Annotated in this window: 9 protein-coding genes, 1 pseudogene and 1 CRISPR repeat array; of the genes and pseudogenes, 3 read left to right on the forward strand and 7 right to left on the reverse strand. The window is 68.3% G+C overall.

What is annotated here, in order from left to right; translation table 11 throughout:
* Positions 1-927 precede the first annotated feature (927 nt).
* The 3 genes from MWN52_RS01475 to MWN52_RS01485 all read right to left on the reverse strand — a co-directional run bounded on the left by MWN52_RS01475 (position 928) and on the right by MWN52_RS01485 (position 8,881).
* The gene (locus MWN52_RS01475) at positions 928-2,283 is read right to left on the reverse strand and encodes a Gfo/Idh/MocA family protein (RefSeq protein ID WP_286576233.1); all 1,356 of its coding nucleotides are present in this window, start codon (positions 2,281-2,283) and stop codon (positions 928-930) included.
* A 214-nt stretch (positions 2,284-2,497) separates the two neighbouring features.
* On the reverse strand, positions 2,498-5,491 hold the full coding sequence (locus tag MWN52_RS01480; protein ID WP_286576234.1) for a TonB-dependent receptor domain-containing protein: 2,994 nt from the start codon (positions 5,489-5,491) through the stop codon (positions 2,498-2,500).
* 120 nt (positions 5,492-5,611) lie between these two features.
* A complete protein-coding gene (locus tag MWN52_RS01485; protein ID WP_286576236.1) occupies positions 5,612-8,881 on the reverse strand; it encodes a TIM-barrel domain-containing protein in 3,270 nt (1,089 codons plus the stop codon).
* Between the two features lie 405 nt (positions 8,882-9,286).
* On the opposite strand from MWN52_RS01485, the gene MWN52_RS01490 reads away from it, so the two are divergent.
* The 3 genes and pseudogenes from MWN52_RS01490 to MWN52_RS01500 all read left to right on the forward strand — a co-directional run bounded on the left by MWN52_RS01490 (position 9,287) and on the right by MWN52_RS01500 (position 12,266).
* Positions 9,287-10,453 carry an SIS domain-containing protein gene (locus MWN52_RS01490; RefSeq protein WP_286576237.1) on the forward strand — a complete coding sequence of 389 codons (1,167 nt, stop codon included), beginning with the start codon at positions 9,287-9,289 and terminating at the stop codon, positions 10,451-10,453.
* Positions 10,446-11,378 (forward strand): annotated as a pseudogene (locus MWN52_RS01495) (ROK family protein); the annotation flags it as partial. The gene MWN52_RS01490 and the pseudogene MWN52_RS01495, both read left to right, overlap by 8 nt.
* A gap of 105 nt (positions 11,379-11,483) precedes the next feature.
* Positions 11,484-12,266 (forward strand): DeoR family transcriptional regulator, encoded by a 783-nt coding sequence (locus MWN52_RS01500; RefSeq protein WP_286576240.1) that lies wholly within the window; start codon positions 11,484-11,486, stop codon positions 12,264-12,266.
* A 260-nt stretch (positions 12,267-12,526) separates the two neighbouring features.
* Positions 12,527-17,537: direct repeats of the CRISPR family, unit length 28 nt; unit sequence TTTCTGAGCTGCCTACGCGGCAGCGAAC.
* Between the two features lie 130 nt (positions 17,538-17,667).
* Here MWN52_RS01500 and cas6f read toward each other — a convergent pair.
* The 4 genes from cas6f to csy1 are packed head-to-tail and all read right to left on the reverse strand — an operon-like array spanning position 17,668 to position 21,662.
* Positions 17,668-18,234 carry a type I-F CRISPR-associated endoribonuclease Cas6/Csy4 gene (gene cas6f, locus MWN52_RS01505; RefSeq protein ID WP_286576242.1) on the reverse strand — a complete coding sequence of 189 codons (567 nt, stop codon included), beginning with the start codon at positions 18,232-18,234 and terminating at the stop codon, positions 17,668-17,670.
* A gap of 4 nt (positions 18,235-18,238) precedes the next feature.
* Positions 18,239-19,279: a type I-F CRISPR-associated protein Csy3 gene (gene csy3 / locus MWN52_RS01510; RefSeq protein WP_286576243.1), complete on the reverse strand. Its 1,041-nt coding sequence runs from the start codon at positions 19,277-19,279 to the stop codon at positions 18,239-18,241.
* A 26-nt stretch (positions 19,280-19,305) separates the two neighbouring features.
* A complete protein-coding gene (csy2, locus tag MWN52_RS01515) occupies positions 19,306-20,295 on the reverse strand; it encodes a type I-F CRISPR-associated protein Csy2 (RefSeq protein WP_286576244.1) in 990 nt (329 codons plus the stop codon).
* Positions 20,292-21,662 carry a type I-F CRISPR-associated protein Csy1 gene (gene csy1 / locus MWN52_RS01520; protein ID WP_286576247.1) on the reverse strand — a complete coding sequence of 457 codons (1,371 nt, stop codon included), beginning with the start codon at positions 21,660-21,662 and terminating at the stop codon, positions 20,292-20,294. The genes csy2 and csy1 overlap by 4 nt, the downstream gene beginning before the upstream one ends.
* Positions 21,663-21,857: the final 195 nt, after the last annotated feature.

Below are 21,857 nucleotides of genomic sequence, written 5' to 3' on the forward strand. Positions count from 1 at the left end.
ATCTCCGGCGGTACAGGGGTGTCTGCGCGGGCCGCGCAGCATGCCGCAAGGGCGGGGTGCGCGTGATGCCGCGGCAACGGCCGCCGTCGATCCGGCACCCGCGAGGACAGGTGCACACGCTAGTTTTATCGCAGTGCAGCATTCAAGTTCGATATTCGCTTGATGGTGCGAATATCGGACTATTGGGCTACTACCTTGGTCCAATGGCTGGGCCTCGCGCGCAAGGAATTTTCTCCCGGTGAGGGCGGTGGTGCGTGCTGGGCTTCGGATGGGCAGCGGGCCGGCGGGCGGCGGCCGCTTGTCCCTCAATCAGGGCATCCTGCCCTGATTCGGGCGCTCGGCCTCCTGCCTCGCTAGGCGCGGCCCCCGCCCGCTGGCCCGCTGCCTAGCGCGTCAGGTCGCGGGGCTTCGGTTTGTGCGGTCGTCGAGCCCTTGGTCCCTTCGCCTATGGCGAAAGAGATGGGGCGGGGCGCGATCGGTGACGGGATGGCTTCGACTTGAGGCCCCCTCCCTTGCGCGCAGCGCAGGGGAGGGATGTGGAGGGGTCGGGGCTTTCCCGGTCAAGCCACAGAAGCGAAGAGCAAAAGCACCCCACCCCGGCCCTCCCCTTCGCCTGCGGCGAAAGGGAGGGGTAGAGCGCTTGCTCAATGGCTTCGTTGAAAGGAGTCCTGATCTGCACGCTCGCGGAGCCTCGACCCGGCCGGGCGCGCGGAGAGCGGGCCATGGATGGCCCGCGGCGGCGAGTCCGCCAGGGATGGCGGACCGAGCCGAGGAGCCGTGCCCGGCCGGGTCGAGGCTGGCTGGCGAAGCCCGTGCGCCGGCTTCGCTCTGATGCCATCACCTGATTCGTATCCCCACACTGCGACGAGAACAAAAAACGCCGCCAGGCAGAGCCGGGCGGCGTCGCGAGGTGAAGCGTCGTGCGGGCTAGTAGCGCGCGTCGAAGGCGAAGATCGGCTTGCGCTGCTGCCACTGGCCGCGGGTGAAGTCCGGGAAGTCCAGCGTCTGGAAGCCCTGCGCGATGGACTGCTCGGACAGCGGGGTGATCGCGCTCCAGGTCACCGCATCGAAGATGTCGATCGGCATCGGCGCCTGGGCCTTGAGCGCCTCGACGAAGGCGTGCATGACGAACCAGTCCATGCCGCCATGGCCCGCCCCGGCGGCATCGCCGGCGTACTGCTTCCACAGCGGATGCTCGTACTGGTCCTGGTAGGCCTTGAAGTCCTCCCACTCGTGCGGCGGGCTGCGGCCCTCGATATGGACGCCGTGGTTGAGGTCCATCCACAGCCCCTTGGTGCCCTGCACGCGGAAGCCCAGCGAGTACGGGCGCGGCAGCGAGGTATCGTGCTGCAGCAGGATGGTCTCGCCGTTGGCGCAGGCCAGGGTGGTGGTGACCACATCGCCCAGCTTGAAGGTGACCTTGGTGCTGGGGTGCGTGGTGCCGCCGCTCTTCTCCACCGTGTAGTCGTGCAGGCCGCGCGCCTTGGTGGCGAAGGCATTGATGCGGGTGAAGCGGTTGCCGCGGTTGATGCCGGTGTACATCGCGCACGGGCCGATGCCGTGGCTGGGGTAGAGATCGCCATTGCGCTCGACCGAATGCTCGGTGCGCCAGCGCGCCTCCGACCAGCCCTTCGGCCCGAACTCCACGCCGCTGTCGTAGGGGTGGGCGGGATTGCCGTCGTTGAACTTCACCCCGCGCAGGTCGTGCTGGTAGCCGCCCTGCAGGTGGATCAGCTCGCCGAACAGGCCGGCGCGCACCATCTGCAGGGCCGCCATCACATCGCGCCGGTAGCACACGTTCTCCAGCAGCATGTACGGCGTGCCGGTGCGCAGCTGGGTCTCAAGCACGTCCCAGTGGTCCTGCAGGGTGATGCCGGCGACCACCTCGCAGCCCACCGCCACCTTGGCCTGCATCGCGCCGATGGCCATCGGCGCGTGCCATTCCCACGGCGTGGCGATGATGACGCCGTCCAGCCCGCGCGTCTCAAGCAGGCGCTTCCACGCGTTCACGTCGCCGTCGGCGCCATACAGCTTCGGCGCCGGCTTGCCGGCCTTGGCGACCATCGCCTGGGCTTGCCTAAGCATGATCGGCTCGATGTCGCACAGCGCCACCACGTCCACATCGTCGCGGCGCAGCAGCTCGGTCAGATGCACCTGGCCGCGCATGCCGGTGCCGATCACGCCCATGCGCAGGCGCCGGCTGCGCGCCCAGGCGGGGGTGGGCGACAACAGGCTGGTGGCCGCCAGCAGGCCGCCTGCGGCGATGAAGTCTCTGCGGTTCATGGGTGGAAGATCTCCTCATTGGAATGCGATGGGCCGGCGCTGCGCGCCGGCGCGTTGGAACGGTGTCGCGTGTTGCCTGGTGCTTGGCTCCTCCCTTCGCCGTAGGCGAAGGGGAGGTGGGGAGGGGCGCTCTACCATCATGCGCGCGGAGCCAACCCCCTCCCAGCCTCCCCCTGCTTCGCAAGGGGAGGAGCCAGACGCCGCCCTCGTACGGTCAGAACTTGTATCCCGCCTGCAGGCTGACCACCCGCCCATAGATGCTGGCGTAATCGCTGGAGTCGCCCAGGAAGCTGTTGGGATCGTAGAAGGGCTTGCGGTCGAACAGGTTCTTCAGCGTCAGGCCCACGTTCCAGTGCGCGTCCGGGCGCCAGGCGACGCTGAGGTTGGCCGTCCACCACGACGGCGCGCCGTCGCACTTGCTCTTCTCCAGCGGCAGGTAGCCGGCGGTGCAGGTATCGGCATTGTTGTCCTGAGCGTCGATGCGGTCCCAGCCCCACTTGGTGCCGTCGGTGTAGTTGAAGAACAGGCTGGTGGTGAACGCCTGGTAGGTCCAGTCGGCGTTGAGCGTGGCGCGCAGGCGTGGGTTGTTGTAGTAGCCCACGGTATTGCCGTAGTACCAGCGGTACTCCTCGTCGATGTAGCTCTCGCTGCGGCGCGCGATAGTGGCGGCCAGGCCCAGGTTCAACTTGCCCCAGGCCCCGAGCGAGAACTGGCTGCGCGCATCGATGTCGAAGCCGTCGATCAGCGTCTTGCCTTGGTTCTTGTACTGGCCCACCACGGCGGACACGTTGCCCACGCTGTAGCCGGGCAGCGTGCCGGGGCAGGCCACGCCCGCGCTCGGGTCGGCGCACATGGCCGCCAGCTGCGCCAGGTTGGCGCGGTCTGCGTCGGTGATCGGCGAGCGGGTCAGCGACAGGATGTCGGTCTGCTTGCTGTAGTCCGGCGCGACGATCTCGTTGCGGCGATAGACGAACCAGTAGTCGGCCGACACCGACAGCCAGCGCACCGGCTCGAACACGAAGCCCAGCGTGGCGATCTTGGCCTTCTCCGGCTGCAGGTTCTTGTTGGGCTGGGTCATGCGCGCCACGGTGCGGCTGCAGTCGCTGTTGAGCAGCGCATTGCCCAGGTCCACATCGCCGGCGCGCCGCGACTGCAGCAGCAGGTTGGCGATCGCGTTGGTCTCGGCGCAGCGTGTCTCGTCGCGGTAGCCGCCGAGCTGGGCGAACACGCCGCCGGTGCCGGCCTCGGCCAGGCTGGGGGCGCGGAAGCCCTCGGAGTAGGTGCCGCGCAGCATCAGCTGCGGCAGCGCCTGGTACTTCAGGCCGATCTTCGGCGCCAGGTTGGTGTCGAAGTTGGGGTACTTGTCCGCCCGCAACGCCGCGTCCAATTCCAGCTTCTCGGTCAGCGGGGCCACGGTCTCGGCGAACAGCGCATAGGTGTTGCGCGCCCCGTCGAACCACGAGCCGCCCTGCTGGGTGATCAGGCCATTGGCCGCGTCCGGGTTGCCCGGCGTGTAGAAGGTCTCGCGGGTGGCGTTGAAGCCGAACGCCGCGCGCATCTCGCCGGCCGGCAGCTGCGCGATCGGCCCTTCGATCTTGCCGTCCAGGGTGTGCAGGCGCGTCCAGGACTGGATGTCGAAGGTCGGGAACGCCTCGCGGATCAGCGCCGCGTTGGCCTCACTGATCTCACCGAACCTGTACGCCGGATGGTCGGAGATGATCACCCGCCCGGTGCCCGGATCCACGGTGAACGGGCCGAAGGCCTTCTCGAAGCCCTTCAGGTTGACGTTGACGGTCTGGTAGGTGACCGAGTGGCTGCCGGCGGTGGCGAAGGCCGTCTCCCAGTTCCATTGCCCCCACTGGCCGCGCAGGCCGGTGACCACGCGATAGCTCTTGTCGGTATTGCGCTGGCCGAAGTAGTCATCGCCTGCGTCCTGCAGCAGGTACTGCAGGCCGACCACGCCGCCCATCATCGCCTTCAGCGCCGGGCTGGCGTGGTTGTACTCGTTGTTCGGTCCCAGATACGGATACAGGAACTGGTTGACCGTGGTGCCGGTATTGCGCGAGAACCAGCTGGTCGGATTGCCGGTGGTGGTGTTGAACGCGCGCGGCGTGCCGCCGTTGGCGCGCAGGTCGATGTCGGTGTAGGTGCCCTCGGCGAAGGCCTCGGTGGTGTCGCCGACCAGAAAGTGGCTGTTGAGGTAGACCGTGGTGCGCTCGGACTGCGCGCCGCCGTCGATCTCGTTGTTCATCCAGGTCTGCCAGATGCAGCGCGGGCCGGCGGCCTCGGTGGTGAGCACGTTGTTGCAGCCGGGCGCGGCCTCCTGCACGCGCGCGCCGGTGACCGGGTCGAAGGCGAAGTAGCTGCCCGGATTGAACTCGCCGGGCTTGCTGCCGGTGCCCAGGCGCAGGTTCTTGAGGTAATTGGGATTGTTGACGTAGTACTGCGCCGGGCGCTTGTCGTAGACATCGCTCAGCGGGATCGCGTCGCGCTTGTAGTAGTTGACCGAGCCGTAGACGTTGTAGCGGTCGCGGTCCAGGTCGCCGAAGCCGCCGGTGATGCTGGCCTGGTGCTCGCCGTAGGAGTCGATGCGCGAGGAGCGGTCGGTGGTCAGGTTGATCTCGGCGCCCTGGTAGTCGCGCTTGGTGATCACGTTGATCACGCCGGCGATCGCGTCGGTGCCGTACACGGCCGAGGCACCGTCGGTGAGCACTTCCATGCGTTCGATCGCCGCGGCGGGAATCGCATCGATGTTGACGAACTGGGTCTGGAAGCCGGCCGGCGCGCCGTAATAGGACAGGCGGCGACCGTTGAGCAGCACCAGCGTGCCCTGCGCGCCCAGGCCGCGCAGGTTGGCCTGCGAGGCGCCGTCGGAGCCTGAGAACAGCGAGCGGAAGTCCTGCTGCGCCGGCCGCGCCGCCGGCAGGTTGTCGAGCACCTGCAGCAGCGTGCGCGCGCCCATGTTCTCGATTTCCTGCTTGCTGATGACCTGCACCGGCGAGGCGGTTTCCACATCGGTGCGCTTGATGTTGGAACCGGTGACCTGGATGCGGGCCAGGTCGGTGGCCTGCTGGTCCTTGGCCTGCTCGCCGTCCTGGTCGGTGGTGTCCTGGGCGGCGGCGGGCAGGGCGAGGGCCAGCAGCACGCTGGCCAGGGCCAGCGACAGCGGGGAACGGGAGCGGGGGCGGAACGGGCGTGCGGGCAACATCGAGGGTCTCTCCTGGCAGATAACGGCGCTTGGGTGGCGGTGCGCCGGACAAAGCGATCCCAGGGCCGCGGCCTTGCGGCTGCGGCTGGAAGGGCGGGGCAGAGCGGTGTTACGCGGGGGTCATGGGCGCAGGACGCTGGCGGTGTCGCCCTCCTGGCCGATCAGCACGGCATTGGCCCAGTCGGCGCAGACCTGGGACGGTGAGGCGCCGGTCGCACCGGTGGTGCGCAGGCTCAGGGTCGACAGGCCGCGGATGTCCAGCTCGGGCTTGACCACGCCCGGCGCCTGGACCAGCCCGCTGTCGTAGAGCAGGCGGCCGTCGCCGAACACCTGGAACTGCAGCCCACCGGCCTGGCGACAGGCATCGTCGATGCCCAGGTCGGCGCGCAGCAGGCGCCACTGGCCCTTGAGCGCCAGGTCGATGCGGCTGTCGGGGCCCACGCCCAGCCCGCGGCGGAACAGCAGGCCGTTCATGCGCAGCTCGCCGCCGCGCAGCGCGCGGTCGGGCATGACCCGGCCGGCCAGCGCCGCCGGCAGCGGCAGCTCGGACAGGAAGCGCTGCTGGGCGGGGCGCTCTGGTTCGACGTGTTCGAGGATATGGAAGGTGGACAGGGTGATCGGCCCGACATCGCGCGGCTGCAGCGCATCGATGGCGCGCGCGCCACCACCACCCTGGGCGGCCAGCACCATCGGATCGGTGGCCGAGGCGCCGTCGCCCTCCGGGTTCTGCACGCTGAGCACGCGGAAGCGCAGCAGGCGCCCGGCGTGGGCGGGGAAGTCGATGCGCTGGGTGCCCTGCGCCAGCTTGAGCGTGCCGCGCGCGACCGGTGCGCCCCACTCGCCGTTGCTGTCGGCCAGGTAGACCTCGTAGTCGCGCACCTGGCCGTGCTTCCAGTTGGCATCGTTGCGGGGGGCCAGTTCGATGCCGTCGATCAGCTTGCGCTCGCCGAAGCCGACCACCCACTCGTGCGCGCCGGTGCGCACGGCCTGGTTGCGCACGGTGCGGAACCAGGTGCCGGGGTCGTCGTCGAAGGCGTTCTCCAGCGGCTGCCCGGGCTCCTCGGCCGGTCGGTTGACGACGAGCAGGCTGTCGGCGGGCAGTGCGCGGCCCAGCTCCGGCGCGGCCGAGTAGGCGTCGTCGGCCAGCGCGGGCGCGACGGGGAAGTCCAGCTCCAGCGCCAGCGGCGTGCGGATATCCACCGTCGCGGTGCGCACGTGCAGCGTGCCGCGACGCTCGCCGGCGTCGAAGGACCAGCCTTCGGTCGCGCGCTCCAGCGCGGCGGCATCGGCCACTTGCGGCAGCGCGCGGCCGTCCAGCCGCACGGCGCGCGGCGCCTGCCGGCTGGACACGCGCAAGGCGTAGCGGCGCTGCGCCAGCTGGCCCTGGTACTGGCCCTGCACCGCGCCGATCTCCACCCGCACCGGGCCAGCGCCCTGCTCCGGAGCGTGCACGACGACGTCCTGCGTGCTCGATTCGCCCTGCTGGTAGCGGCGCGTGCTGCCGTCGTCCTCGTACAGCGTGTACTGCGAGTCGCCCTGCGGATACAGGTCGAAGGTCACCTCGTCCAGCGGCTTCTGCCCGTCGAACAGCATCTCCGGATACATCGGCACGATCGCCCCGGCACGCACGAACACCGGCAACGTGGCTAGATCGACCTGGCGGTCCAGCTGCCGCCCCTGCGCGCCGGCCTGCACGCGGCGGCCGTCCCAGTAGTCGATCCAGGTGCCGGCCGGCAGGTGGATGTCGCGGCGCCAGCCGCGGCTGGCGGCCTGGCTGCGGTAGACCGGCGCGATCAGCAGGTCGCGGCCGAGCAGGAACTGGTGCTTGTAGGTCTCATCGTGCGCATGCGGGTCGCCGGGGAAGTCCCACATCAGCCCGCGCACCGGCGGCGCGCCGGTCTGCGCCGCCTCGTGCACCAGCCCGTACATGTACGGCGTCAGGCGCATCTTCAGCTTGAGCGCGGCGCGGTTGATGCTGCGATAGGGTTCGTCGAACCACCAGGGGTGCTTGCGGTCGTTGGACGACCAGCCGGACATGCCCATCAGCACCGGCGTGAACGCCTTCCACTGCAGGTCGCGGGTGTAGGTCTCGGCGCTGCCGCCGAAGATCCCGTCCACATCGCCGGTGGCGTAGGCCAGCCCCGACAGCCCCGAGCCGATCAGCGTGGGGATATGCCAGGCGATGTAGTCCCAGCTGCCGCTCTGGTCGCCCGTCCAGGCCACCGCATAGCGCTGGATGCCGGCCCAGCCCATCACCGTCCACAGGAACGGGCGCGAGTCGGAATTGTCCAGGATGCCGTCGTAGGCCGCGCGGTTGGCATCCATGGCGAACTGGTAGCCCTTGCCGGTCCAGGCCACGTCCAGCTTCTGCACCCGGCTGCCGGCGGTGCCGACCTCCCAGGCGATCTTGTCCACGCCGTTCTCGGTCCACAGACCGGTCTTGAAGCCGTACTTGGCCAGCCCCTGCACGACCTGTGGTAGCTGGGTATAGCCGCAGCCGTAGCCGTCGTTGGGCAGGATCCAGCCGCCGGGCATGTCGTGCGCGCGGTACTGGCGCGCTACCGTGTCGATCACGTCGGGCGTGGTGCCGGTGGGGCCGTCGTGCCAGCCGTCGGGCACGGTGCCGGGCTTCTTGGCGTTGTCGCCATCGTTGTAGCAATCGGCATCGCCGTAGGACAGCGCCCAGCGCGCCAGCAGGGTGGGCCGGCCGGTGAGCCGGGTGTAGCGCTCCACCAGCTGCGGCAGGCCGGCGCCGACGAAGTAATAGGCGTCGAAGCGGTCCTCGCGATGCAGCAGCGTGGCCTGGTCGGGCTGGCGCAGGTCGTAGTCGCCGTCGCGCCAGGTGTTGCGCAACATGCCCCAGCCGCGGTCGCTGAGCAGCATCGGCGCCGGGCTGGGCCGGTCGCCGTCTTCCCAGCCGCCGGAGTAGGAGATCTCCAGCTCGCGGCCCTTGAACTGGTAGCGCCCGTTCTGCTGGCCGCCGCCGTAGAAGCCTTCGTCCGGCTGCGAGGACAGCACCTGCACGCTGCGGTCCTGGTCCAGGTCGAGCGGCTGCAGCTCCTGCCACAGCGCCACCGCCCGGCCCTGGTCCAGCCGCTCCAGGCGCAGGCGCAAGGGCGCGCGCTGCACGTGCAGCACCAGCGCATCGGTGCGCACGCGCAGCTCCTGGGCGTCTTCCTCCAGGCGCGCCTGCGCGGCGGTGGCCGGCTGCGGCAGCACGATCGGCGTCGCCTTGTCGCCGGCGCCGGTGAGCTTGCCGTCGCGCCCGGCCTGCACGCGCACGATGTCGGCGGCGACCACCTCGATGCGCATCACCCCGCCGTTGTCGGTGCGCAGCAGCCAGGCGTGCTCGCCCTGCGCGCTGACCGACCGCACGTTGCCGATCGACATGGCCCCGGCCGCACCGGAGGCCAGCAGCAGCGCTGACAGGAGGGTGGCACGCAGCGGCGATCGCGGGGCTCGGACTTGCACCTGGAAGGCTCCGTTTGCCGGTTCGACCGACGTGCGAATTGCAGTTCGTCGCCGACTGTACGGCAGTATTTCGAAAGGTGTCAACGAAATGAAAGGCAAAAGCAACTAATCGCGTGCTGAAAAGAAAGATTGGCCGGCGGGATTGTTTCGCTTTGCTGGCGCCTCCCGCGTTGAGCCGCCCGTGGCTGGCTCGATTGATGCGCTGGAGCAGCGACGGCCTGCCCACAGCGCGGTGCATGCAATGGCGAACCTTTTCATTTTCTTTCGTTATTTGACATTTCGAAAGGAAGACGGGATGTTGCGCCGGCCCAACTGGATGCTTGCATGGACCTGATTCCGCTTTCCGATGCCCCCGCCTGGCAGCGCTTGGGAGGCGCGCACACGGCGGCCGAAATCGCCCAGCAGCCGGCGCTGTGGGACGCGCTGGCCCGGACCCTCGCCCAGACCTGGCCGCAGCTGCAGGCCTTCCTGGGCGATGCGCTGACCGACCCGCGGCAGCGCGTGCTGTTCACCGGCGCCGGTAGCTCGGGCTTCATCGCCGAGATGGTGGCCGACACGATCAACGCGCAGTGGCCGGCCGAGGTGCGGGCCCTGCACACCACCAACCTGCTGACCCATCCGGCGCTGTACCTGCAGCGCGACCGGCCGACCCTGCTGGTGTCCTTCGGCCGCAGCGGGTCCAGCCCGGAGAGCGTGGCGGCGGTCGAACTGGTGCGCGCCAGCGTGGACCAGGCGCGCTTCCTCGACATCACCTGCAACGCCCAGGGCGAACTGGCGCGGCGCGGCGCCGGGCGGGCCGACACCTTCACCCTGCTGATGCCTCCGGACAGCTGCGATCAGGCCTTCGCCATGACCAGCAGCCTGACCTGCATGCTGCTGGCGGCGCTGGCGGTGTTCGACCGCGGCGATGTGGACACGCGCGGCGCGCGCCTGCATCAGGTGGCCGCGCTGGCGCGCCAGGGCCTGGCGCGGTGGGACGCGCCGGTGGCGGCGCTGGCCGCGCGCCCGTTCGAGCGGGTGATCTATCTGGCCAGCGGGCCGCTGGAGGCACTGGCGCGCGAGGCCGCGCTGAAGGTGCTCGAACTCTCCGCCGGGCGCGTGCTGGCGCTGGCCAATACGCCGCTGGGCTTCCGCCACGGCCCCAAGTCCACGCTGGATGCGCGCACCCTGGTGATCGTGCTGCGCAGCGTGCAGCCGCTGGCGCGTCGCTACGAGCAGGACCTGCTGGCCGAACTGCGCCGCGACGGCGTGGCCGGCCAGGTGCTGGCGATCGGCCCGCACGCCGACATCGGGGCCGACGACGACTTCACCCTGACCGTGCCGGCGACCACGCCGGCGCTGGACGATGCGTGGCTGGCGCCGGTGTGGCTGGGCCTGGCCCAGCTCTACGCGCTGCGGCGCTCGGCGGCGCTGGGGCTGACCCCGGACAATCCCTTCCCCGACGGCACCGTCAACCGCGTCGTGCAGGGCGTCACCATCCACCATGGCTGACGCATCGCCCGCCTGCTACGGCATCGACATCGGCGGCACCAAGATCGAACTGGTGGCCTGCGATGCGGCCGCGCAGGTGCGCTGGCGCCAGCGCGTGGCCACGCCGCAGGGCGACTACGCCGGCTTCCTCGCTGCGGTCGCCGCGCTGGTGGCGCAGGCCGACGCCGGGCTGGGCCAGGCGACCAGCGCCATCGGCATCGCCCTGCCGGGCGTGCGCGAGCGCGGCAGCGGCCGCCAGCTCAGCGCCAACGTGCCGGCGCTGACCGGACAGACCGTCGCCGCCGACCTGCGCGCGCGGCTGGCGCGGCCACTGGCCTTCGGCAACGACCTGCAGTGCTTCGCCCTGTCCGAGGCCCACGGCGGCGCCGCGCAGGGCTATCCGAGCATGTTCGGCGCCATCCTCGGCACCGGCGCGGGCGGCGGCTACTGCGTGGACGGACGGCTGATCACCGGCTTCAACGGCCTGGCCGGCGAATGGGGCCACTGGAGCGTGCCCGGCCATCTGCTGCAGCGCCATGGCCTGCCGCTGCTGCCCTGCGGCTGCGGCCTGCAGGGCTGCGTGGAGCGCTATGTCTCCGGCAGCGGCCTGGCCGCGCTGGAACGCCACCTGGGCGGTACCGCGCCCGACGCGGCCGCGGTGATCGCGCTGGCCGAGGCGGGCGATGCGCGTGCCCGCCAGGCGCTGGAGATCCATCGCGATCTGCTCGGCCACAGCCTGGCCGCGCTGGTGCTGGCCCTGGATCCGCACGTGATTGTGCTGGGCGGCGGGCTGTCGCAATACGCACCGCTGTATGCGCAGCTGCCCGATGCGGTGGCCGCGCACCTGTTCGCCGGCGCGCAGGTTCCGCCGATCGTGCCGCCGCACTTCGGCGACGCCGGCGGCGCGCGCGGCGCGGCCCTGCTTGCCTGCCAGCCGGGCCTGTCCTCGAGTCCCCAGGAGCACGCCATGTCCTCGTCGCAGTCCTCGCTTCCCGGTCGTGGCGTCGGCGACGCGTCCGGCTAAGCTGCCGAACCCTCCCGGCACCCCGCGATGGCCACGCGCAACACCCGCTCCCGCCGCCAGCAGATCCTGCAGACCCTGATCGAGCAGGGCGGCGTGCAGGTGGGCGCGCTGGTCGAGCGCTTCGGCGTCTCGGCGGTGACCATCCGCGCCGACCTCAACCACTTCCAGGCCCAGGGCCTGGCCACGCGCACCCATGGCGGCGCCAGCCTGGTGCGCACGCCGCCGCAGGAGCGCGACATCCATGAGAAGGACACGCTCAACCTGCCGCTGAAGGATTCCATCGGCCTGCGCGCCGCGCAGCTGGTCAGGCCCGGCGACAACATCATCATCGACTCCGGCTCGACCACCATGACCCTGGCGCGCCACCTGCACGGCCATCGCGACGTGTCGGTGATGACCAACGGCCTGAACATCGCCTGGGAACTGGCCACCGCGCCCGGCGTCAACGTGCTGCTCTCCGGCGGCCAGCTGCGCAAGCAGTCGCTGTCGCTGCAGGGCAACCAGGCCGAGCTGAGCCTCAACGCCTACAGCTTCGACACCCTGTTCCTCGGCGTGGACGGCCTGGACCTGCAGTTCGGCCTGACCACCCACGACGCCTCCGAGGCCCGCCTCAACCAGCGCATGGTCGAACACGCCCGCCGCGTGGTCGTGCTGACCGACGCCTCCAAGTTCGGCAAGGTCAGCCTGCACCGCATCGCCAAGCTGGAGCAGGTGCAGACCATCATCACCGACGCCGGCATCGACGCCGCCACGCGGGAGGGGCTGCAGCGCATGGGGGTTGAGGTGATCATTGCGGAGCCTGCTGGGTGAGGATGTTGTGGTAGTGGACTCACTATCGAATGCTTTTCTGAGCTGCCTGCGCGGCAGCGAACAAGGCCGAGCGCGCGGTCTTCGACTGCGGCTTTCTGAGCTGACTATGCGGCAGCGAAAGACGAGGTGGACGTCTGGGCCGTTCTGAGCTGCCTACGCGGCAGCGAACGATGGCGTAGAGCAGGGCAACCGGGCACTGCCTTTCTGAGCTGCTACGCGGCAGCGAACTCCCGTGCGTCCCCATGGGACGCGGGCGGGGCTTTCTGAGCTGCCTACGCGGCAGCGAACGTGACAGGCCCAGCAACATGCGCAGCCCGATCTTTCTGAGCTGCCTACGCGGCAGCGAACACGGACAGCGCCCGCGGCCGATGACTGTGCCTTTTCTGAGCTGCCTACGCAGCAGCGAACCTGGAGATCGGCCACATCACGTGGGGCCTGAATTTCTGAGCTGCCTACACGGCAGCGAACATTGCCGAGGCCGCAGAGGCCGACCAGCCGGATTTCTGAGCTGCCTACGCAGCAGCGAACGCGGCTGAGCTGCTCGGGCAGCACCTGCGTGTTTTCTGAGCTGCCTACGCGGCAGCGAACGTCGAGATTGACTGTCCGAGCGCGGCACATCATTTCTGAGCTGCCTACGCGGCAGCGAACCGCTGCACGCCAGGCACCACGACCTGACCAGTTTTCTGAGCTGCCTACGCGGCAGCGAACCGCATAGTGGTCAGCTTGTAGCGATCGCGGTATTTCTGAGCTGCCTACGCGGCAGCGAACAATTCGACCCTGGTCTGCGAGTACGACTGGGCTTTCTGAGCTGCCTACGCGGCAGCGAACCCCGCCGATCAGATCGACGGCACCTCGCGCCATTTCTGAGCTGCCTACGCGGCAGCGAACCAGTTCAGCGGACCAATTTTCCTTCTGGTTGATTTCTGAGCTGCCTACGCGGCAGCGAACGTCAACGTCGTGGTGGTCAACTACAAGGACCCTTTCTGAGCTGCCTACGCGGCAGCGAACGCCAGGGTGGCGGCACGGTGGCGCGGCGGAAGTTTCTGAGCTGCCTACGCGGCAGCGAACCCTGCGCCGCCTGGCGATCCACCAGTTCGATTTTTCTGAGCTGCCTACGCGGCAGCGAACGCACGAGCACGCTGTCCCAGGTGGCGCTGATCTTTCTGAGCTGCCTACGCGGCAGCGAACCAGAAATCACTCACGCGCTGGCCTGTCAGGTATTTCTGAGCTGCCTACGCGGCAGCGAACCAGTCCGGGGCGGACCTCCGGCGCCAGGCGATTTTCTGAGCTGCCTACGCGGCAGCGAACACGGCGTCGAGGTCGGTAGCACCACGCTCACGCTTCTGAGCTGCCTACGCGGCAGCGAACATACGGCGGCTCCTTTTCCTGAGCGAGGATCATTTCTGAGCTGCCTACGCGGCAGCGAACAGTAGGGCAGGGTACGCGCGGCGGTCGCAGGATTTCTGAGCTGCCTACGCGGCAGCGAACCGAGGCCTGTTGGCGCGCTACGCCGAGCGGGATTTCTGAGCTGCCTACGCGGCAGCGAACCGAGCCCTCGGTTTTCGCTGGCACGACCCACATTTCTGAGCTGCCTACGCGGCAGCGAACGCTGCCCGCAGTAGCGGCATGCTTTCGGCTTATTTCTGAGCTGCCTACGCGGCAGCGAACTTGCGACCGCCGTTGTAGTCCCATCCGTAGGTTTTCTGAGCTGCCTACGCGGCAGCGAACCCGGCCGACGTCCGGACCTGGTGGCAGGTGCTTTTCTGAGCTGCCTACGCGGCAGCGAACGCCGGGGTCGATGAGGACGTGGCCCGCTGCAATTTCTGAGCTGCCTACGCGGCAGCGAACGGGCGAGGTCCTTTTTTTCGCACTTTCAAGAATTTCTGAGCTGCCTACGCGGCAGCGAACTTGCGCCAGGCGCTTGGACGCGATCCGGATCTTTTCTGAGCTGCCTACGCGGCAGCGAACGGCGTCGAAGCCCTCCTGCGCGCATTCCGCGATTTCTGAGCTGCCTACGCGGCAGCGAACGCTACGAACGTCGGCACGATCGAGTCGATCGTTTTCTGAGCTGCCTACGCGGCAGCGAACCCAGACGGCGCCGCGTATGACCGCCTCTACCTTTTCTGAGCTGCCTACGCGGCAGCGAACGCTGGCGCTGGTATTCGAGGCAGCGGTTACGCTTTCTGAGCTGCCTACGCGGCAGCGAACACGCCCGAGCTCACCGAGCTGGCCACCCGAACTTTCTGAGCTGCCTACGCGGCAGCGAACGTTGACCATCGGCCGGCCGTTGAGCCCTTCCATTTCTGAGCTGCCTACGCGGCAGCGAACAGGCGTCGGACATCGATTTTCTCCTGTAGGTGTTTCTGAGCTGCCTACGCGGCAGCGAACCGCCTGACGCGCCCATTCCTCGCTGAATTCCTTTTCTGAGCTGCCTACGCGGCAGCGAACGGCGGCGACCAGGGCGTCGCCGTGCCCCTGGTTTTCTGAGCTGCCTACGCGGCAGCGAACCAGAAGCGGCAGATGACCGCGCACCTGCAGGTTTTCTGAGCTGCCTACGCGGCAGCGAACTCGGAGGTGTAGCGCAGCTGCGCGCTCATCTTTTTCTGAGCTGCCTACGCGGCAGCGAACAATATTCCACGCTTGCTCGTGCCCACACGCTTTTTTCTGAGCTGCCTACGCGGCAGCGAACACCGCGCTCAAGCCGAAGACGTCGATCGCGCATTTCTGAGCTGCCTACGCGGCAGCGAACCAAGTCGCCGCAGCCCTGGAAGTTCCGGCACTTTTCTGAGCTGCCTACGCGGCAGCGAACCCGTAGGACGTGCATTCCGCATCTGCGACCGATTTCTGAGCTGCCTACGCGGCAGCGAACCGGACGTTGAGGGCAGAGATGATCTGCTCAGGTTTCTGAGCTGCCTACGCGGCAGCGAACATGGCTCTGGGAATCCCTGCGCGAGGCGCTGCCTTTCTGAGCTGCCTACGCGGCAGCGAACACGTTACTGCAGCGGCAGATCGTTCTGGTTCGTTTCTGAGCTGCCTACGCGGCAGCGAACGGCATTCAGCTGACGGCCGGCGCTGCAGTGGTTTTCTGAGCTGCCTACGCGGCAGCGAACAGGAACGGGACATGACGACGACTGATCTGTTCTTTCTGAGCTGCCTACGCGGCAGCGAACCGGAACAGGCGCACGCCCTCGGTGTGCTCGCTTTTCTGAGCTGCCTACGCGGCAGCGAACGCGGTCGCACATGGGGCAGGGGATCGCCTCCATTTCTGAGCTGCCTACGCGGCAGCGAACAACGTGTTCGTGGTCAAGCGCGTGGACCACCATTTCTGAGCTGCCTACGCGGCAGCGAACGCCAGCAGCATCGCGGCGCGCACGATCGGGGTTTTCTGAGCTGCCTACGCGGCAGCGAACCTTCGGGTACAACAACAGCACGCCCCGTGTCTTTTCTGAGCTGCCTACGCGGCAGCGAACCATCACCGGTAGGCCTCAGGGCAGGGCCGTGTTTTCTGAGCTGCCTACGCGGCAGCGAACGGCTGGTGGCCATGTAGAGGTCGCGCACCTGCTTTCTGATCTTCCTACGCGGCAGCGAACTGGCGCGCGGACGTGAAGGCTGCGGCCGAGGCTTTCTGAGCTGCCTACGCGGCAGCGAACTTTCAGTTGCAGGTCCAGCAGCTTCTCGAATTTTTCTGAGCTGCCTACGCGGCAGCGAACTGCAAGGACGGCAGGATCACGAATGGCTTAGCTTTCTGAGCTGCCTACGCGGCAGCGAACGCGCGCGGCCACGTCCGACGAGTCGCGCGAATTTTCTGAGCTGTCTACGCGGCAGCGAACTGGCTTGGCGCCACGATCTGCAACCAGGCAGATTTCTGAGCTGCCTACGCGACAGCGAACCGGCACCTCGGCCGCGGCGCATTGGTCGCGCATTTCTGAGCTGCCTACGCGGCAGCGAACGCAGCCCATGGTCTGGTTCCACCACATGCCCATTTCTGAGCTGCCTACGCGGCAGCGAACGATCAGCAGGCGGCCTACGTGGCCTCGATCCATTTCTGAGCTGCCTACGCGGCAGCGAACACGGCATAGGGGAAGTCGATGCCGTCCAGGAATTTCTGAGCTGCCTACGCGGCAGCGAACCCATTCCCCACCTCCCCGGCCTGGGCGGCGATTTTCTGAGCTGCCTACGCGGCAGCGAACAGATAACGCTTCTTTTCTTGGGCCCGCATCGGTTTCTGAGCTGCCTACGCGGCAGCGAACGCAAAGGCTTTGCCGATGCCCGCGTCCGACAATTTCTGAGCTGCCTACGCGGCAGCGAACTGGATGGCGTCCAGGCGGAAGGCCAGGCGGGTTTTCTGAGCTGCCTACGCGGCAGCGAACGGTGGCCAGGTGGCTGTGCACACCGGCATGCATTTCTGAGCTGCCTACGCGGCAGCGAACCCATCCAGCGCAACACCCCGCCGGACAAGGACTTTCTGAGCTGCCTACGCGGCAGCGAACGACGAGATAGGGCGTCCCGCGCGGCGTGCTGCTTTCTGAGCTGCCTACGCGGCAGCGAACGATGAGGGCGTGGCCCGCTGCATGGTCGATGATTTCTGAGCTGCCTACGCGGCAGCGAACCCCAGCCCAGCCGGAACAAAGGCCAGCGCTCCTTTCTGAGCTGCCTACGCGGCAGCGAACGGTCAGCGGCGCCGTCTCGATTGGCTGCCACTTTTCTGAGCTGTCTACGCGGCAGCGAACGAGATGGGCCTGGCCGAGCCGCTGGGACTGGCTTTCTGAGCTGCCTACGCGGCAGCGAACGTTGGACCTGTTCGGCGCTGCTGAGCGCACCTTTTCTGAGCTGCCTACGCGGCAGCGAACTGGAGATGATCACGCAGCCTCCCGCTCTTTCGTTTCTGAGCTGCCTACGCGGCAGCGAACTGTCCAGGTAGGACACACGCCAAGTGCCGTCCTTTCTGAGCTGCCTACGCGGCAGCGAACAAGGCGTGGGCCTCGCCCGCGCTTACTTTCCATTTCTGAGCTGCCTACGCGGCAGCGAACTGGCCAAAAGCTTCGTCCCCGCAGGTAGGCCGTTTCTGAGCTGCCTACGCGGCAGCGAACTGGCCAAGGCGGAGGGGGACGCGGCCGCTGACTTTCTGAGCTGCCTACGCGGAAGCGAACGGCGCGCAGGCGCTATCGACGACCCTCGGAACTTTCTGAGCTGCCTACGCGGCAGCGAACGTGGTATCGCTTCGAGGGCGTCAAGCTACGCTTTTTCTGAGCTGCCTACGCGGCAGCGAACTAGATACGTGCTTCCCTAAATCATTGAATCCCAAAAGGATAGGTGCGGAAAGGCCACGGCCCCCGTTTCTAGTGGGTCGTGGCCAAGTGCTTGATTGTCAAAGCGCCTCCGCCTGTCGCGGAGAAAAGGGTCAGAACCAGGGCACGGTGACGCTGCTGCTCAGGCCGTGGCTGTTGAAGGGGCCGAGCACTGGTTGCTCGCACAGTGGTCCGCGGGCAAGGAACAGGCAGAATGGCTGGGCGGTGCTGCTGCTGCGCAGATGAACATAGGGCAGGTCGGGTTGCCGTTGGACACTTTCGGGAATTGCATGCGCCGCCTGCTCGGCGGTCTCGCCCTTGCGCTGAATGCGGCGGCGGCGCAGGCGGTCGACGCTGGTCTTGAACTGCCGTCGCTGCAGGGTGCGGTGCTCAGCATGCTGGGGCGCGGGCGCCAGTTCGCCGATACGAACGTGGTCACGCATGCCACCCAGCCAGGCGGTGTCCATCAATCCGCGCAAGGCTTCGGCCGTCCCATGCAGGCGCAGAACGGGCCCCAGCGCCCGCGGGTTGAGGCTGTAGTGGGGAAAGCTGACGCCGATGTCGTCGCGACGGTGCCGGACCAGGGCCAGATGCAGGCGGCCGTACAGCGCGCCCAGCAGCTGCGCCGGCCCGGTCTCCGGGTCGGGCAGCACGCGCAGGTCGATGAAGTGCGTGGTCATGGCCTCAACCCGCCTCGCCGAAGACGCCGCCGCGCACCAGCGTGGCGATCACGAAGTGCTGCTGCTCGACCGGCGGGACCTTGTCCTTGAGCACCCAGGCATCCAGCAAGGTATAGAAGTCCTGCTTCTCCTTGGGCTGCCGGTACGCCTTGCCCTGGGTCGTGACCGAGCCATACGGCTCCACGGCGATGGCGCCGTTCTCATCGGCGCCCGGATACCAGGTGTCGATGGTGCGCAGGGCGTTGCCGATCTTCTGCGAGTGGATGGCGGCCGCGGCGTCCTTGTCGTCTCCGATCTTGTACAAGGTCTTGCTCTTGTCGCCGCGCCCGCGGTCGAGGATCAGCTCCTGCGAAGGAAACACCTCCTGGCCATGACCCAGGCGGACGAAGGCGGTGACGCGCAACAGCGCGTGGGCCGTACCGGCAAGGCCGGCTTCGATCACCGCGGCCAGCGCGCTCACGGATGCGGCCTGCGCCGGCGGCGGCGCCAGCGTCGGCATGGCATGGGCCAGCGCATCGAAGCGCCACTCGGCGACCGGAAGTCCGTCCTGCAGATGGGCCACGTGGACCTCGGCCTGCTCGGCGCCGATGCGATTGCGCCAGAGGAAACGCCCGTTGGCGAGGTTGGCGGCGTAGCGTCGTGCCAGCTCGCCCAGGCCGTGTTCGCGGACGTAGCCGGCCACGGTGTCCAGCAGCTTGCGGCGGTAGCCGGCGTCGTTGCAGGCGGACGGGTCGCCAACGCCGCTGAGGATGCGCAGGGTGAACTGCACCTTCAGCGTGTCGGCATCGGCGGGCAGCGCGGCCACGTCCACGGTCTGCAGGTTGGGATTCTGGATGGCCGCGTCCAGCTTGGCCGGATCCTGACCGTTGGTCTTGAGGCGGTTGGAGATGGTGCCGCGCACGGATTTCTCGCGAACCAGGACCGGCTGCCAGTCGGCGTCGTCGTCGCGCTGGTCCCAGGGGCCGGCGAAGAGCAGGGCATCGGACGGGTCGAGCTTGCGCTCGAAGGCGAGGACGGAGGCGGTCTTGAGAGCTTCGGTTGCCATGATGGAATTCCTTGTCGTGATGGGCATCAAGCGGAGAGTGGATCGGCCGTGGAGCCGGCAGGGCGGTAGTCGTTGCGGCACCGGTACAGACCGTCGTCGGGGCGGCTGTCGGCATACCAGAGCAGGTGGTGCGGGGCCTGCAGGCGGTGGGTGCCGATCCACTCGCCCAGCGAGTACAGGCTTTCGACGAAGCGGAACGGCGTGGCGGCATCGCGGGCGTGGGTCACGCTGCCCGCAGCGTGCACCGGGCCGAGCGCGCCGTAGCCCACCGGGATCGGGACGATCCAGCCACTGCCCTTCCCGCGGTCACTGACCCAGCGGCCCTTGCCGCGGTCCGCCACGGGCTCGTGGCGCCAATGGAGGCGCGAGAAGGACAGCCACGCCTCCAGGCGCGTGGTCTCGGGCGCCGCCGCGCGCCTGTCCCAGCTGCGCGCGGCGAGCAGGTCGTCGCGTGCGACCAGTGCCGAGCCGGGCAGCAGCCGCAGGCAGACCTCGCGGAACGACTTGCGCCGATCCTCCTCGCTGCCGGTAAGGTCGGCCAGCCAGGGACGCTGGCGCCACGCCATGGGATGAGCGGGCGCCAGCACGCTGCCGCCGGCTACACGCATGCCGGCCAGCAGATCGGCGATGCGCGAGACATCGTGCGCCTGCGTCTGCACGTCCCAGTACTCTGCATGGACCGCCAGGACCAGACTGAGGTCGAGGTGGATGCGGCCCTCCTCGACGATGGCGGCGGTGCTGCCGTCCTTGTCCACCGGGTTGCGGGTCAGGCGGAAGGATTTGACGAAGCCGCCCTCGGTCACCTGTTCCTGCCAGCCGTGGCTGACCACGCCGACGGCGTTGAACTCCAGCGCCAGCCCTGCCTGGCGTGCCTTGCGCTCCAGTGCCCACATCAGGCCCAGGAAGGCCGTCATGGAGGGAAAACCGTGGGTCAGCGGGCTGGAGATGGCATTGGCGTTCTGCACGCGCACGTGCGGCAGCACCAGCAGATGGGTAAAGCGGGGCAGGGCGCTCATGCCGCACCCCGGTTGGCGCGGCGCTGCATGGGCACCGGCCAGGCGACATCGAGGACCGCCTGCCTGGCCCAATGGCGCATCTCCGGCTCGTTAAGCCCGGCCAAGGCGTCGCCGCCGCGCTTGCGTAGCTGGCCGTTGAGCCACAGTCCGAAGCGGGTCGCCAGCTCGTCGGGCCAGTCGCCCCAGTCGTAGTTGCGACGGAAGGCTTCGTCCTGCGTGGTCCACTCCGGATGCTGCGGATCGTGGCGGATGTCCAGGTCGTACCGTCCCGGGTCGAGCCATAGCTGCTCGCAGTCGGGCAGCTGGCATTCCGCCTCGCGCGACCAGCCCGGCGCGTAGCCGCCGCGGATCGTCGCGCCGAACATGCCCAGTTCGTCGGCGATCGCCTGGGCCAAGGTGTCGCGCTGCTCGCGGGTGTCCGCCACCGGGTCGGGATTGGCCTTGAGGAAGTCGGCCAGCGCATACACCAGCTCGCGCACCCCGCCGAACCGGAGCAGCTCATCGAAGGCGGACTCGCGCTTGAACAGGTTGCTGCCGCGCGGCGCCCACGCCGGCGGCGGCAAGGACGGCAGCAGGTAGTTCACGCCGCCGCGCTCGCTGTTGAGCTGGGAGATGTTCTGCGGCTTGGTGCCGCCCAGCTTGCGCACGACCAGGCCGCGATAGTCGTGATAGACGGCCTCCGACGGCGCGCCCGCGCGGAAGGCCTTGCGCGCGGCCGTATTGGCCTCGCCGAAGCGCGCGTCCTGGATCTCGGCATGCACCGCATGTGCCAGCGTGCTGGAGAACATGGGCTGCAGCAGGTGATAGCCGCCATCGTCCAGGGGATCGTCGCCGACCAGCCAGTAGACCTGCTTGGCCATCGGGTGCGAGGCCGGCCGCTGGTCCTCGCGCACCAGCGCGGCGAAGGCCTGCATCCAGCCCGCCGCCTGCGCGGCGTCGTCGGATAGGGCGGCCAGCAGATCGGCGTCGCCGGCCTGCATCCAGTCCAGCAGGCGCCGGTCTTCGACTTCGACCTTGAGGAACTTGAACACGTCCAGCGCCGCAGCGTTGCCGACCACGTCCTCGGCATAGTCCTCGCCCAGCACATGGCTGCCTATCTCGGCGTGCGCCGGCAGGCCGCCCGGCGCAACGTGCAGGCTGCTGCCGCGCGCGTCCGGATGGGTGGCCTTGAGCACGTGGGTGACCGCCTGGATCTGCCCCACCCGGCGCGCGGCATCGGCGAGCCAGGTGGCGTAGTCGTACTTGGACGCGGCCCCGGCTGCGTCCTCCTGTCCCTTCAGCTTGGCCGCGCGGCGGGTCTCGATGAAGGCGCCGATGGCCTGGCGAAAGCGCCCGGCCCGAGAAATGGGGTGTAGCTCGTCAGTCATATGAGTCCTTTCATAGGCCCCGTCCGGGGCATGCCTGTAGAATCCCTGCGGCAGCTAGCCGCAGGGAGTGTTGGAGGGCTTAGCCCTCAGATGCGTATTGTTTTGAAGCGTCGATAGAGCACTTCTTGCATCCCCTTACACGGCTAACCTTTCGTGTGTAGGCCCGGGCTCCAATCCGGCTGGCTGTTCTGCCCC

The organism is Pseudoxanthomonas winnipegensis, from assembly GCF_030322905.1.
GTDB classification, from domain to species: domain Bacteria; phylum Pseudomonadota; class Gammaproteobacteria; order Xanthomonadales; family Xanthomonadaceae; genus Pseudoxanthomonas_A; species Pseudoxanthomonas_A winnipegensis.

Coding starts and splice junctions, on each gene's coding strand:
- csy1 (WP_286576247.1), bottom strand. CDS start 21,662: ATGACTGACGAGCTACACCCCATTTCTCGGGCCGGGCGCTTTCGCCAG.
- MWN52_RS01485 (WP_286576236.1), bottom strand. CDS start 8,881: ATGTCGATCGGCAACGTGCGGTCGGTCAGCGCGCAGGGCGAGCACGCC.
- MWN52_RS01475 (WP_286576233.1), bottom strand. CDS start 2,283: ATGAACCGCAGAGACTTCATCGCCGCAGGCGGCCTGCTGGCGGCCACC.
- MWN52_RS01490 (WP_286576237.1), top strand. CDS start 9,287: ATGGACCTGATTCCGCTTTCCGATGCCCCCGCCTGGCAGCGCTTGGGA.
- csy3 (WP_286576243.1), bottom strand. CDS start 19,279: ATGGCAACCGAAGCTCTCAAGACCGCCTCCGTCCTCGCCTTCGAGCGC.
- cas6f (WP_286576242.1), bottom strand. CDS start 18,234: ATGACCACGCACTTCATCGACCTGCGCGTGCTGCCCGACCCGGAGACC.
- csy2 (WP_286576244.1), bottom strand. CDS start 20,295: ATGAGCGCCCTGCCCCGCTTTACCCATCTGCTGGTGCTGCCGCACGTG.
- MWN52_RS01480 (WP_286576234.1), bottom strand. CDS start 5,491: ATGTTGCCCGCACGCCCGTTCCGCCCCCGCTCCCGTTCCCCGCTGTCG.
- MWN52_RS01500 (WP_286576240.1), top strand. CDS start 11,484: ATGGCCACGCGCAACACCCGCTCCCGCCGCCAGCAGATCCTGCAGACC.